Origin of the sequence: Thiorhodococcus drewsii AZ1 (assembly GCF_000224065.1) — a bacterium.
Classification (GTDB): Bacteria; Pseudomonadota; Gammaproteobacteria; order Chromatiales; family Chromatiaceae; genus Imhoffiella; species Imhoffiella drewsii.
This window is the reverse complement of the sequence record NZ_AFWT01000023.1, coordinates 63,891-77,953: the sequence shown is the minus strand read 5'-3', so window position 1 is coordinate 77,953 and position 14,063 is coordinate 63,891. Positions and strand designations below refer to the sequence as shown.

The 14,063-nt window shown below is 66.0% G+C and carries 9 protein-coding genes; 2 read left to right on the top strand and 7 right to left on the bottom strand.

Features of this window, described 5'->3' with window-relative positions; translation table 11 throughout:
- The 7 genes from THIDRDRAFT_RS15540 to THIDRDRAFT_RS15510 form a co-directional block, all read right to left on the bottom strand.
- A partial coding sequence (locus THIDRDRAFT_RS15540) for a CHAT domain-containing protein (RefSeq protein WP_007041829.1) occupies positions 1 to 2,369 on the bottom strand: 2,369 nt, incomplete at its 3' end.
- A 255-nt stretch (positions 2,370 to 2,624) separates the two neighbouring features.
- Positions 2,625 to 2,834 (bottom strand): hypothetical protein, encoded by a 210-nt coding sequence (locus THIDRDRAFT_RS15535; RefSeq protein ID WP_007041828.1) that lies wholly within the window; start codon positions 2,832 to 2,834, stop codon positions 2,625 to 2,627.
- A gap of 127 nt (positions 2,835 to 2,961) precedes the next feature.
- Entirely contained in the window at positions 2,962 to 4,356 is a 1,395-nt protein-coding gene (locus THIDRDRAFT_RS15530; RefSeq protein WP_007041827.1) for a sigma-54-dependent transcriptional regulator, read from the bottom strand.
- On the bottom strand, positions 4,349 to 5,854 hold the full coding sequence (locus THIDRDRAFT_RS15525) for an ATP-binding protein (RefSeq protein ID WP_007041826.1): 1,506 nt from the start codon (positions 5,852 to 5,854) through the stop codon (positions 4,349 to 4,351). The genes THIDRDRAFT_RS15530 and THIDRDRAFT_RS15525 overlap by 8 nt, the downstream gene beginning before the upstream one ends.
- Before the next feature lie 366 nt (positions 5,855 to 6,220).
- Positions 6,221 to 8,239: a TonB-dependent hemoglobin/transferrin/lactoferrin family receptor gene (locus THIDRDRAFT_RS15520; RefSeq protein ID WP_007041825.1), complete on the bottom strand. Its 2,019-nt coding sequence runs from the start codon at positions 8,237 to 8,239 to the stop codon at positions 6,221 to 6,223.
- Positions 8,240 to 8,303: 64 nt separating this feature from the next.
- On the bottom strand, positions 8,304 to 9,764 hold the full coding sequence (locus tag THIDRDRAFT_RS15515) for an FMN-binding protein (protein ID WP_007041824.1): 1,461 nt from the start codon (positions 9,762 to 9,764) through the stop codon (positions 8,304 to 8,306).
- Positions 9,751 to 10,668, bottom strand: a complete 918-nt coding sequence (locus THIDRDRAFT_RS15510) for a sirohydrochlorin chelatase (RefSeq protein WP_007041823.1) — start codon at positions 10,666 to 10,668, stop codon at positions 9,751 to 9,753. The genes THIDRDRAFT_RS15515 and THIDRDRAFT_RS15510 overlap by 14 nt, the downstream gene beginning before the upstream one ends.
- Positions 10,669 to 11,202: 534 nt before the next feature.
- Between THIDRDRAFT_RS15510 and THIDRDRAFT_RS23945 the strand changes: the two genes are divergently transcribed.
- Positions 11,203 to 12,009 (top strand): DUF4198 domain-containing protein, encoded by an 807-nt coding sequence (locus THIDRDRAFT_RS23945; RefSeq protein ID WP_007041822.1) that lies wholly within the window; start codon positions 11,203 to 11,205, stop codon positions 12,007 to 12,009.
- Positions 12,006 to 14,048, top strand: coding sequence for a TonB-dependent receptor (locus THIDRDRAFT_RS15500; RefSeq protein WP_007041821.1), 2,043 nt, complete (start codon positions 12,006 to 12,008; stop codon positions 14,046 to 14,048). Before THIDRDRAFT_RS23945 ends, THIDRDRAFT_RS15500 begins: the two co-directional genes overlap by 4 nt.
- Positions 14,049 to 14,063: the final 15 nt, after the last annotated feature.

Below are 14,063 nucleotides of genomic sequence, written 5' to 3'. Positions count from 1 at the left end.
GCCTCGGTGTCCGTGAGCGGCTCAAGCCGCGCAGCGGCGAGCGGACTGAGGCGCACGCCGGTCTCGCCGGGCAGGACCGGGTCGGCCCCCGGCTCGAGGAGCGCCAGATCGCGCAGCACCTCAAGGTCGCCCCCGAGCTCGGTGGCGAGGCCCGTGGCGATCGCGCTCGGGACCGGCAGTGCGAAGAGCGTCAAGGCACGCAGCAGGGCGCGCCCGTCCGAGCCGGCCAGGTCGAGCAGGCTCTGCACCGCGATCGCCTCGAGCTGCGCGCGCAGCACCTCGCTCGTGGGCAGGTCGCCGCCCGCGAGATAGGACTCCATCTGCTCGAGCGCGGCGGTGGCCTTGGCTAGGGGTACCTTGGGATTGAGCAGGAGCCGGGCGCTCAGCAGATCGAGCAGCCCAGGATTGCCGCGCGCGGCCGCTCGGGCGCGGGGGATCAGCGCCTCGCGGGCCTCCAGATCGGGAAGCGTCTGCAAACGGGCGAGGGTCTGCTGCCGCAGGGTGAGCTTGCGCTCGGCGGTATCGTTGAAGCTCGCTAGCTCCAGACGGGCAAGCCGTTCGGCAGGATCGGCCCCGGGCGGGCCGAGGCGGAAGGGGAAGCGGCTGGTGACGAGCAACCGGCTGGTGGTGCGCAGCGGATCGAAGGCGCGCATCAGGGTGGTGATGAGTCCGACCGAGCGGGACTGCACCGTCCGCACCCCGGCATGCTCATCGAGCAGCTGCTCGAAGTCGTCGAGCACGAGCAGAAGCGCCGGTCCGGACGCGTCGCGCTGGCGGCAGGGGCCGGACAGGAGGTCGGTCAGGAGATCGCCGAGCGCCTGCAGGGCGGCGTCCTCACCGCGCGCTCTGGCCGCCCGCACCTGAGTCTGGCCCTGGCGGATCAGCTCGCGCGCCGCCGGATAGGGTGCCAGGGTGTCGTCCAGGCGTTCGAGCAGGTCCTCTAGACCGAAGCGCCCGTGGAGCACAGCGAGGGCCAGGTCGTCGCGGCAGCGGTTGGCCAGGCGCGCCGCCAGGCTCGACTTGCCAAGGCGGCCCATGCCAGTGATGAGCACACCCGCATGATGCTGGCCTTTCAGGTCGCGCAGCGCGCGCTGCAGCTCGCGGCGACGCCCGACGAAGAGTGCATGCGAGGCGACCGGGACGGCATTGCCGAGCAGATCCTTTTTGCCCAGCAGTTCTCCGGGTACATAGTCGGCCGGGAGCAGCGAACGCGCACGGGTGCCGGCGACCAGGGGGGCGGCCTCATCGCCCTCGGGACCGAGCCAGAGCCGCGCGAGGTGCCAGTCGCGGCGAAGGCTGTCGGACTCCGACTCCAGCAGACGGCGACGGGCCTCGGCGACGGCAAGGGCCAGACCTTCGCCGCAGGCGAGCCGGGCATAGAGCTCGGCGGCGAACTGGGTCGCGGCGCTGTCGGCCACCGGACCGTCCCAACCGATGATGGCCGGCAATCCCGCCTCGATGAGGGCGCTGGTGAGTGAGTGCGCGGGGCTCGGTGGTGCCGAGCTGCCGGATCCCCCGTCGGCGGCCTTGTGGTCCGCTGCCGGAGGCAGTCCTCCCGTCGCCGCTGCCTGGGACGGTGCCGCCGCGCTCGAGCAGGCCGACAGGAAAAGCAGTCGCGGCAAGGCGGGCCGCAGCGCGCGCAGCAGCTCGGGCGCCAAGGTCGGGTGGGCAGCGCCCGCATCATCCTCGAGCAACAGGATGGGCTGCGGCGTGGCGTCCTGCTGCACCCGCCAGGCCGCATGGCCATGGCAAGACAGGTGCAGGACCGGCAGTCCGCCCGCTTCGGCGAGGCGCCGACCGAGCGTCTGCGCCTCGCCGCTTTCCTCGACCAGCAGATCGAGTTGGGTGTTTCCCACCGCAGAGAGAATGGCCGCCTCCTCGGCCTCGTAATCGAGCTCGGAGACGCCATCGGGGGCAGCGGCCATGAAGGCCAGGGCGAGGCGGTAGTCGTCAGGTGCCGGCGCGGTCTGGATCGGGCCGAGGCGACGGACCAGGGCGAACTGCAGGAGCGGATCCGCCGCTAGGTGACCCTCGGCGTTGGCGAGCAGCTCCCAGGGGGCCTGGAGTGCCGCCCATTCGGCTGCAGTGGGGTGGCGGCTTGGACAGTGCAGGGTCAGCAGCAGGGTGCCCACGTTGCCTTCGAGCAGGCGGCTGAGCCCCTGCTGCTCGCCATCGAGCCAACGGTAGAGCTCCTGACCGAGAGCCAGTGCGGCCCGAGGGTCGCGATGGTGCTCGAGCAGGGTATAGCGACGCGCGAAGCCCGCGAGCTGAACACACGCGTCCTTGCTCAGTGGCCGGCGCGATCCGATCGGGATGCAGTCGGCCAACAGCGCAATGGAGTCATCCTGGATGTGGACCGTGGCGGACATGACGCGCTCCTGATCGGCATGAGGTGCTGGTCCAAGCTTACGTGTTTGCGAGTTGTCGAGGCGAGCGTTGCGTGCACAGGAATGCGCCGGAGCAGCTCCGGCAACGCCTGCGTGGAATTCATGGCACCCCCTGAAAGCAGCCACCGACCCGGCTCGGATCGACCTCGCAGCCGTGCGCAACGCCAAATCGCTTGGCGCAGGTCATGGTCGTCTTATCCCGCACTCGATGGAGACTTTCGCGCTACCGCAGGTGGCTCAAGATTCAGCCGCACGGCGGCGCAAGTCCTCCTCGACGGCGTCCAATGCCTGGCGGATCGCGGTCAGAATCATGGTGTCCGAGAGCTCCTGATCCAGTTCGGGCACGTCCCACGCGAAGATCGATCGGTACTTCTCGACCAGATGTCTCACGTCTTTCACGAGCTGGCTGCTTTGAGCGGCCAGTTCCAATCGTTCCATCGTTGCCATCTTGCTTACCTCCTATTGAGATCAAGGAAAGATACCCGTTGCGCGTCAGGGCAAGGCGCCGAGACGCGTCGTGGCGGCCCCACGACGAGCAGCGGCAACGCGGCACTGGCGCGTCGAGCCGAGGCCGTCAGTCACTCGTCTTCAACCCATATTTCTGCACCCGATACCGCAGCTTCTCCCGCGTCGTGCCAAGCACGCGCGAGGTCTGGCTGACGTTCTCGGCGTTGCGCCGCAGCACCTCGGCGAGGATGGCGCACTCCATATCGTCCAGACTGAGCGTGCCGTCCAAGGGTAGACAGAGACGGTCCTCGTCCTGGACCACCGCCCCTGACCGACCTTCGGATTCGGACTCGCCCAGGTACAGCCAGCGCTCGGGGAACACGGGGCCGTCCGCGAGGAGCACACAGCGCTCGACCAGGTTTCTCAGCTCGCGCACGTTGCCGGGCCAGTCGTAAGCGGCGAGTCGGCTCCAGACCGATGGCGGAACGGTCTCGACCCGCTGCCCGGAGCGGGCGTTGAACTCCTTGATGAAGACGGGCAGCAGGTCTTCGAGGTCCTCTTTACGATCGCGCAGCGCGGGGACTTCGAGCCGGAAGACGGCGAGACGATGGTAGAGATCGGCGCGGAAGGCGCCGTCGGCGACTCGCTTCTGCAGCTCTTGATTGGTTGCGGCGATGATCTGGAGATCGATCTCCAGCTCGCGCTCGCCACCGACACGGCGGATGCGATGGTCCTCAATCGCCTTGAGCAGCTTGGCCTGGAGGTCCAGCTCAAGTTCGCCGAGCTCGTCAAGGAACAAGGTGCCGCCATTGGCCTGTTCGATGAGTCCGCGCCGCCGGCCCTTGGCCCCGGTGAAGGCGCCCGCCTCGTGTCCGAACAGCTCGGCCTCCATCAGCTCTCTGGGCAGGGCGGCGCAGTTGACCTCGATCAGCGGACCGGAGGCGCGTGGCCCGACGTTATGGATAATGCGTGCCATCAATCCCTTGCCGGTGCCGGTCTCGCCGGTGATGAGCAGACCCGAGAAAGGCACCTTGGACAAACGGTCGAGCATGTCGCGGGCATCGGCTGCGGCCTGGCTGCGGCCGATGAAGGCCTCCGGCCCATAGCGGTTACCGCGTTGGCGCTCTTCATCGCTCAGACGGCGTTGCGCCTGCGCGCTGCGCGCGGCGCCCGCGACGACGATTTGCAGCCGCTCCAGCTCGCAGGGCTTCTCGAGGAAATCGAAGGCGCCGAGCTTGAGCGCACGCACGGACTCGGGGATACCGCCGTAGGCGGTCAAGAAGATCCACTCCCCTCCGATCCCGCGTTTGCGGACCTTTTCCAGCAGGTCGAGAGCATTGCCATCGGGCAGATTCATGTCCGAGAGCACGACCAGCGGCTCCAGATTGCGCTCGAACAGAAAACGCTCCGCCTCGGCCAGATCGAAGGCCTGCACGGCATCCCAGCCGCTCGATGCCAGCTCGGCGCACAGCTCGGCGCCCAGCAGGCGCTCGTCCTCGATGACCAGCAGGGTTTCAGACATGGGACGTCGCTCCAGTGGACTCGTGGGGTCGGCAAGGCAGACGCAGTGTGACGGCGGCACCGTGGGGCGTCTGGTTGGCGAGATGGAGATCGCCATCCTGGTCACGCACGAAGCGGCGAACCATGGCGAGCCCCAATCCGGTGCCGCCCTGGCGTCCGGTGGCAAAGGGACGAATGCCGGCGCGCAGCAGATCCTCGGGAAATCCGGGGCCCGAATCGATGACGCTGACAACCAGACCGCCGTTTTCCAGGCGCGCGACGACCTGGATGCAGCCCTCGCCCGGCATCGCCTGCACGGCGTTGAGGACCAGATTGAGCAAGGCCTGGCGCAGACCGGCGGCGGGCAGGAGACAGCGCAAATCGCTCGGGATCTGGGCATCGGTCACGATCCGCTCCGGGATCTGGTAGCGCAGCAGCGTCAGCAGCTCGTTGACGAGTTGACCGACAGCGACCTCTTCGAGCGGCTCCGGCAGATGGCGCGCCGCATCCACCTGGCTGGTGAGCAGATGATTGATACGCTTGAGTTCGTCGATGACGGCAGCAATACGGGCCGCGTGCTCGGTATCGGCCAACACCCGATGCAGCTTGCCGCAGGCCATCTGAATGCCGGCGAGCGGATTGCGCAACTCGTGCGCGAACCCGGCGGAGACGGCACCGACAGCGGCCAGCCGCTCGGCTCGGCGTAGCTCGCGGCTCTGGGCAAGCAGCGCTCCGGTGGCTTGGCGCACCTCCTGCTCCAGCGTCTGCTCGCGGTCGCGATGGTCGGCCTCCAGCGCCTGCAGGCGTGCGACCAGCTCGTTATAGCTGTTAAAGGCGGGGTGCGCGGCCTTATCGATGTTGCCGATCAGCGACTCGGGGACGGGGCGGTAGTCCTTTCGCGCGAGGCGGGCCAGCAGATCCTCCATGGCACGCAGCGGCAGCCTGGCGCGCGAGCGAATGAACAGAAAGGTGACGCCGAACACGAAGGGACCGGTCAGCAATAGCAGGAGCGTCAATTTGATCTCTGTCGACGCGTCCCGTCCGATCTGGCTCAGCAGCCAGTCATGGCGCTGACGCTCACCATCGAGTACCTGACGGATCTCGGCGAGCGCCTCGAACAGGACGTCGACCGTTCGTGCCTGCGCATCGCCGAGCTGCGTCCCGACGCGCTTCAACCGCATCAGGGTCTCTGGGTGTAGCGCCCCCTCAAGGCGTGCAATTTCTTGGACCTGATCGCGGAGTTCGACCAGCTCCGAGCGCGCGACCGGCGCCCCACGCAACCCCTTGAGCAGGGTCTGCTCCATGCTCAGCCCAACGCTCTGGATCCGCTCGATATGCTCAAGGTGCGACTGGATCGGCGCCAAACGCTCCAAACTGTGCCAAGAGACGAAAAGCATCCCGATCAGGGCCGCCAGCACCACGCCGACCGATATCCAGAGCGGAAGCCAGAACATCCGTCGGACCGCAAACGCATCGAGTGCTGGGCTGACTTCGGAGGAATCGGGATTCCTGCTCGACATCTCTTGCGTGACCTCTCGTTTGGAATTGACGCCACCAAGCCACTGACCGATCGGTTGTGCAAGGTCCCGGCGCGACGGTTCGGGGATCGCAAACGGGGTTATAGTGCCGAGCCATCCGGCCTGTATCGCCCCGTGCGACCTGCTTTGAAAGCCAACAAAGCAAACTTCGTACCGTCCGAGAAGTCTTCATCCGCGCGAACGCCACGGCCGGATGATCCGCAGCTAGCTGGTTCACTACAACCAGCATGGGTCGCATCGACCAAAACATCCCTACGAACAGGGCCGAGGTGAGCGCACTGCCCCAGCGCGCCAGCCCGATGCCCGCCCCGCCGCGACCCCGGTCGCGGTGGGGCGGGAGACGCCGCATCAGAACCTGTAGCTCACCGTCACCTTGAGGTTGCGCCCCGGCCCCTTGAGCGCGGAAAGATACGGCAGATAGTCCTCGTCGAACAGGTTATCGATGCCGAAGTCGAGGGTGAGATCGCGGTACGGCTGCCAGCTCAGCCACAGGTCGTGGAGATCGTAAGCGTCAGCAGGCGTACCATCGGCGGGCACGCGATCCTGCTCGGCGACGAAGCGCGCGCGCCAACCCAGCTCGACCTGCTGCTCGGGCAGTCGCAGCCCGGCTTCGAGCTGCCAGGTATCTGGCTGCACGCTCGCAAGCGGCTCGCCGGTCGACTTGTCCTCGCCCCGGGTCTGGGCATAGAAGGCATTGGCGAACCAGCGTCCGGCATCGTAGCCGGCCTCCAGCTCGAAGCCTTCGAGCTTGGCCGAGGCGACGTTGCGGAATGAACTCACACCGCCCAGCCCCGGATTCCCCGGAACCGGCCGGAAGGTGAAGTTCACGATCTGATCGATGAAGTCGTCGACATCGTTACGGAAAAGGCGTGCCTGGAAGCGGGCACGGTCACCGGAGGCGAACAGATCCTCTTGGTGCAACCGGAAACCGATCTCCTTGTTGTGCGCCTTTTCAGGTTCGAGATCCGGATTGGGAACGAACAGGTTGCGACAACCCGGCCCACAGCTGAAGTGGGTGCCGGAGACATAGAGTTCGGTGACGTCGGGCGCGCGGAAGGCCTCGTTGTAGCTCGCCTGCAGCGACAGCCAGTCGGTCACCGCCACGTCGGCTCCGATCTTGGCCGAGAAGGCGCTGTCGTCGTGTTCGTCCATCGTCGGATCGTCGCTCTCGCGGGTGTAGCGGTCCCAGCGTACTCCGGGGATCAGGGTCCAGCGGCTGCCGATCATGATCTCGTCCTGGAGATAGAACCCGAGCACCTCGCCCTCCCCGTCCGGATAGCTCGGACGCGCCGCACCATTGCGTCTGGCCTCGACGCTGTCGCGGTGCCATTCGACCCCATAGCTCAGCACCTGGGCGAACCGATCTCCACCATCCAGACGCATGTGGTTGCGCAGGTCGATCCCGAAGGTCTCGATCTGGGTCTCGTCGCTACGCCCGTCGTGCAGGCGCTGCTCGTCGATGTCCGTAAGGTTGCGATAGAGCATCAGCGCAGGGTTGAACCAGGGTTGGTCGGGCGCCGCGTAACGATAGCGCAGCGCGAGGTTTTGCTGCTCGATATCACGATCGACCAGATCTTCGTCGGTGGCGGCGATCTGGGCGTTGGACGGCACCTCGCCAGAGAGTTTGCCGCCCATCAGCGAGACGCCGAAGTGGTTGACGCCATCGGGGGTCCAGTTCAGTTTGCCGAGCCCCGAGAAGCGCTCGTAAGCGGAGTGATCGAGGTCGCTGCCGTCACCGAGCGCGACGTCTCCGGCATCGCGATAGGCGAGGTTGAACAGATAGTCGAACCCGCCTTCGGTGGCTCCATAGAGCGCAGCCGAGCCGAGCCATTCCTCGTTGACGTCCTGATAGCCGGTCTTGACCAATCCGCCGACGGCTTGCCCCGGACGCAGCAAATCGGTCGCATCGCGCGTCTGCAAAGCGATGACGCCACCGAGCGCACCGCTGCCCCACAGCGCCGAGGCAGGTCCACGCAACACATCCAAGCGTTCAAGCAGCTCGGGTTCGATGAACACCCGAGCACTGTGGGAGCGCGAGAAATTCTGACGCACCCCGTCGATCAGGTAGAGGATCCGCGTGTCATCGATACCGCGAATGGTGATCTGCTGCCCGCTGGGACGCGGACCGCCACCGAGTCCGACGTTGGGGAGGGTTTCGAGCACCTCACCGATCGTGCTCGGCTGGTCACGATCGAGCTGCGCGCGATCGACCACGCTGACCGCATCGGGCAAGGTGTCGACCGCACGTTCGGTGCCGGTGGCGACCACCGAGATGGCGGGTAAAACGGTATCGGCTCCCAGCGGCTGAGACAACGCGACCAGCGCGCAGCAACCGGACAGCCCCGGAAGCAATGCGGGTTGGGACATGATGGATCACCTCAATTCTAATGAGGACGCGACTGGCGGAGGGCTGGCGAGCGTCGGAGTTGGTTCAGGAAGTTTTGAGCGTGCCGAGCGGAGGCTGAGGCCCCGCAACGCACACCGAGGTCCGACACGACCCCGGTCGGACTGCGCGGGCGACCAGATCGAGCACGGCCCCGGTCGGACAGAGCAGCCGGCACCACACCATCGGCACCCAGGCCGAGAGCCGCAGCACCAGGAAGAGCGCGACCAGGAACCAGATCGAGCTGATATCCAGTCCGAACAGCTCGGGGAACAGCTCGAAGCCGCTCCAGCGCTCGACGCCATAGGTCACGCCGCCGATCAATACCAGTGCCAGCACCAATCGCAGCCGAGACATGAGACGGTTGTCGAGCGGCCAGCGCCGCCAGCGCGAGCGCCGGTCGAGACGGGCGACCAACCGCTGTGCCTGACCGAATGGACAGATGTGACGGCAATAGGTGTTGTCGTCCCAGATCGCACCAAGCAGCACCAGCACGCCATAGCAGGCCACCAGGGCCGAGACCGAGACCCCGAGCAACGGGTGCAGCAGGTTGAGATAGGTGAAGCTGAGATTGAACAGAAAACCGAGCGTCAGCAGACTGGCGACCCCGAGCAGGGTCAGCCCGAAGCGATTCAGACGCCAGCGCCGCTGCCAAACCAGCGCGAACATCGCCACGATCAGTGCGAGCTGCCACTTCCAGCGCTCGGAGAGCGGCGCCTCAAGCGCGAAACCCTGCGCTGCCTGGTCAAGGTAAACGTCGAGCGCCGGCCCGGCGCTGACGACCAGTTCGTCGAGTGCCCGCGCCAGCGCTTGCGAGGTCATGGTCGCACCGCTCACCGCATCGATGCGCTGCAGCTCGGGCGCTAGCTCGACGGCCCGCGCCCGCTCGTAGAAGCCTGCTGAAGCGACCCGCCGCAGATAGCTCGGTGTCTCGCGCGACTCCAGGTGCACCAGTTGGCGCACCTGGCCATCGGCATCGAAATAGACACCAATACGCAGCGGACCGGCGAACCCGCGCACCCGACTGTCGAGCCCGAAATTGTCGAGATACAGCCCGCAGAAGCGACCGGCCCGGTCGCGCCGCTCGGCTATCGGCAGGGTCTCGGTGGCCTGCGCCATCGCGCTACAGCCGTCCGGATCGCCGGCCTCGGCCCGAGCGGCCAGTTCGGCGAGCACCTCGTCCGGCCGGCGTTGCACCGCGTCATCTCCGCCGACCAGACCGAACGAACTCAGTTCCTGCGGTTCGGCGGCGCCGAGCAACGCATAGCCGTGTCCCTCGGTGGAGACGCTGTCGGCCATCACGCCGAACCCCGTCGTTACCCCGGACACCTCAGTCGCCTGACCGATCAGCCGAGGCACCGAATGCGCTGGATCGATGGGATCGATGCGGAAGGCGGGGCCTGGGCCGGTCCCGGCCGGCTCGCTACGTGCCCACAGCACGGCCACGATAGCGGCAAGCAGCAGGGTCGCAACGACCCGGCGTCGACCGAATCGATCAAGCTCCACCATTGAGGGTCTTCCTCACGATCTCGACCACCCAGTCGTTGAGTCCCGGATCGGGCAGGATGGCGTCGCCGGCATAGAGCACCCGGCTGGAGTCGGGGCTCTGCTCGACCGCAGCGCCAATGATGTCGCCCTGAAAGGCCGGATCGACCGCCACCAGTACCGGCAGCACCGCCGCCCGGTCCTCAAGGTCCAGCACCTGCTGAATGGCGCGCAGGGTCGGCTCGGGAGAGTAGTCGACCAGATGTCCGCACCAGGCATAGGCGACGGTGTCGATTCCGGCCTTGAGCTTGAGATAGCGACCGATGTCTCCGACCAGGGCCTCCCACTGCTGGTTGTAGCGGGCATCGCCATAGGCGACCAGCACCACGCCGGTATCGGCGGTCTCCCCGGCCAGCTCCTGCGATCGACGCAGCAGGTTCTTCTTGAGCAGCGAAGAGAAGTCGAGCATCGGGGTCAGGGTTACCCGCGCCTTGGGGCGATAGAGCTCGACCTTTTCTTCGGCGAGTTTGGCCATCACCCTGGGGTCGGCCTTCATGCCGAGGATGGTCGGGATGTCGTCGAGCGAATGCGAGCTGACGGTGAGGAACAGCGGCACCACGATGACTTCGTCGAACCCGGCCTCGTCGAAGGCGCGCATCTGGGTGCTGATCGAGGGTTCGGTGTACTCCATGAAGGCGGTACGCACATCGGCGATCTGTCCGTCGGACATGATGCGATCGCGCACCGAGTGCTCGACATCGACCAGCATGTCGCGCCAGCCCTTGGAGTGCGAACCGTGATTGACCAGCAGCACGCCGATTTTGGACGTCTGGCCGTCCTCCTCCGAGGCCGAGTCGCCGCACCCGCTCAGCAGCAGCGGCAACAGCACCAGAGCGCCGAGCAGCCCATTCAGCAATCGCTTGTTCATAACAGTGGATCAACTCCTCAATCGATGTTCGTTCCCGATCACGCCAGCATGCGTGCTGGCCAGAGACGGATAGATTAGGCGCAAAATAGTATTGATTTCGATAATCATTATCAATTGATGATTATCAATCGATACCCGTCGCGGGAGAAGTTCCGGTATTGGAGTGTACTTTCCACGCATCCAAAGTTGGCTCCGGATCCCGCCGGAACCCCCGAGCACTCAGCGTTGATGCGCCTGGATCGGACGCACCATGGCCCTGCGATCCAATCCGGGGGTCAGACGCGCGCGAACAGATGAAACCGAATCCGCCAGACGCGATTGAAACGGCAGTCGGAGCTGTTGTACCTTACCCACCCGCCAGTAAGAAGAAAAATAAATAAATAACACCAGCACGTGCGGGAAGACCGGACCACCCTGGATCGGGATGCGATCGAGGCATCGCTCGCTAGCCGATATTTCGCTTCCTTGCCATAGGCTTGGAATTCCCTCGCGGCATCAATCGACAATAACGAGAACCGACGAAGGAGTGGATGGATGTTGAGACCCAAGATGGCAGCGGCCGCCTTGACCGCCTCGCTGGCATTGCTGCCGATCGCCTCACAGGCCCACGACTACTGGATCATGCCCGGCACCTTCGATCCGGCGCCCGGCACGTTGCTGGAGGCGCGCTTTACCTCCGGGCATAGCTATTTCGTGGACGAATCGGTCCCTGACGTCACGGGCTTTCGGGCCTTCGAGCGGCTTCCGGACGGACGCGAGATCGCCCTCGCCTACCAGCAGCTGAATGCGAGCCGCGCCACCCTGTCCGCCGCCATGCTCGGCGAAGGCACCTACATGCTGGGCGCCGTCTCGACTCGGCCCCAGTTCTGGAGCCGTACCAAGACCGGCTATGCACCCGGGCAGAAGACGGAGGTCCCGGACGCCGTCGTCACCACCCGCTATCTCAAGTCGATCAAGACCTTCGTGACCGTCGGACAGCCGAGCGACGGCTGGGACGCGGTCCTGGGGCACGAGATCGAGCTGGTTCCCCTGGCCAATCCGACGACCCTGAGCGCGGGCGACCGGCTTGCGGTTCGGGTACTCCTGCACGGCCGGCCGGTCGCCGACGCGGAGGTCCATGCCATCCACCAGGGCTTCGAGAGCGAGGAACGGGAGTCGGCGGCGAGCACCGCCACGAACGCCGAGGGCGAGACCGAGATCGTCCTGGACCGGCCCGGACCCTGGCTGGTCTACGCCCGCGTCGAGCGCGACGCACCACCGGCCTCCGGGGTCGATCGCGAGAACCTCCGCGCCTATCTGCTGACGCGGGTCGCCCGTCCTAAAGCGGGGGCACGGCCATGAACGGGCATCTGAGAGGATCCGCACTGCTGTGCGCATTGGCCTTGCCGGGCACCCTGGTTGCCGAGGTGCTCGCCGACGGTGACGAGGCGATCGAGCTGGGCACCATCATGGTCAAGGGCGAGGCCCTGCACCGCAACGATATCCCGGCGACGGTAAACCGGGTGGAGGCGGAGCGGTTCGAAGAGATGACGGCCGTGCGCATCGAGGAGGTGCTGGAGGAGGTGCCGGGGGTCGAGATCGGCAACTACAACATGGGCGGCGTGGCCAACGTCATCAAGATGCGCGGCTTCACGGGCGGCGCCCACGGCGGCGACGTCGCCGTCTATGTCGACGGCATCCCCCTCAACGAGGGCGAGTCGCATGCCGACGGCTATGCGGACGTCAATGTTCTCATCCCGCTCGAGATCGAGGAGCTGGAGGTGTTCAAGGGCCCCTCCTCCGTCCTCTACGGCAATTTCGCGCGCGCCGGCTCGCTGGCCTTCCATACCCGCCAGCGCGGCGAGTACGCCAAGGCCAAACTGACCTACGGCTCATTCGACACCTGGGACGCCCAGGGCGCCTTCGGGCTCTCCCTGGCCGAGGGACTCTACAACAACACGGCGATCCAGGGCGCCAGCACCCAAGGCTTCCAGGACAACTCCCAGTGGTCGCGCATCAACGCCTCGACCCGCTTCACCTGGGATCTGAACGAGCGCCTGGATCTGGCGCTGAGCCTGCGGGCGCACCAGTCCGACTGGGACGCCCCAGGCTACATCCCCAAAAGCCTCTTCGACGCCGAATCCACCGATCAGGCGCCCAACGCCGAGGACGACGGCGGCGAGAAGAGCTTCTACAGCGAACGTCTCGATCTGGGGCTCTCGCTGAGCGAGGAGCTGCGGCTCCTCTACTGGGTCTACGGGACCCAGCAGGACTTCACCCGCTTCGCCAAGTTCGGTTACGACCCAGGCGGACAGACCGAGCGCAACTACGACCGCAGCGTCTGGGGCACAGGCGCCAGCCTAAACCTGGACTCCCAACTCGCGGACAAGCCGCTCACGGCCATCCTGGGTCTCGAATACTACGACGAGGACACCGACTGGCTGCGCTGGGACACCTCCAACCGGGTGCGGCTCGACAAGACCGAGGACCGCACCTTCAACATCACGACCTTCTCCGTCTTCGCCCAGGGCGAATGGGAGCTGTCGCGCTATTTCCGACCCACGCTGGGTCTTCGCTACGACAGCTTCGGCGGCAGCTACGACAACCGAGACCCGGGCGGCGAGCCGTTCGACAGCGACATGAACGACTACGACCACTGGAGCCCCAAGCTCGGCTTCCGCAGCCTCCTGATGGATGGGCTGGATCTGCGCGCCAGCTTCAGTGAGGGTTTCTCGCTCCCGGACGGCGAGGCCAAATATCAGACCGACCTCGACGTCTCGCCCGAGGTGATCCGGCAATACGAGATCGGTCTGAGCTACGACCCGATCGAAGCCCTGTCGGCTGACGTGGCCCTCTTCATCCTCGACACCAGCGACGAGATCCAGGAATACCCGGTCGGCTCGGGGCTCTACAAGAACCTGGGCGAGACCCGACGCACCGGTGTCGAGGCCGCCCTGCTGTGGCGTCCGCTCGAGGGTCTGACCCTCTCGGGCGACATCGCCCTGATCGACTCCGAGATCCGCTCCAGCAACGCCCCAGGGCTCGAGGGCAAGGAGATCTCCGGCGTCCCGGATCGCGTCTCCAACCTCTCGGCCGAATACCGCTCGCCGCAGGGTATCGGCGGCAAGATCAAATGGCGGCACGTCGGCAAGTATTACATCGACGACGAGAACACCGAGCGCTACGACGGGTATGACGTGGTCGATCTGGGACTCTTCTACGAGCGCCCGTACGAGCGCCCGCTCGGCGGCGGCGACGCGCGCAAGCTGCGGCTCGGCGCGGAGGTCAAGAATCTCTTCGACGAGTGGTATTCGCAATCGGTGTGGAGCGGATACGGGACGAACAACTATGCCGTCTCCTGGCCTCGGACCTACTGGCTCAGCATGAGCCTCGACTGGTAGCGCGCGGCGCTCGGC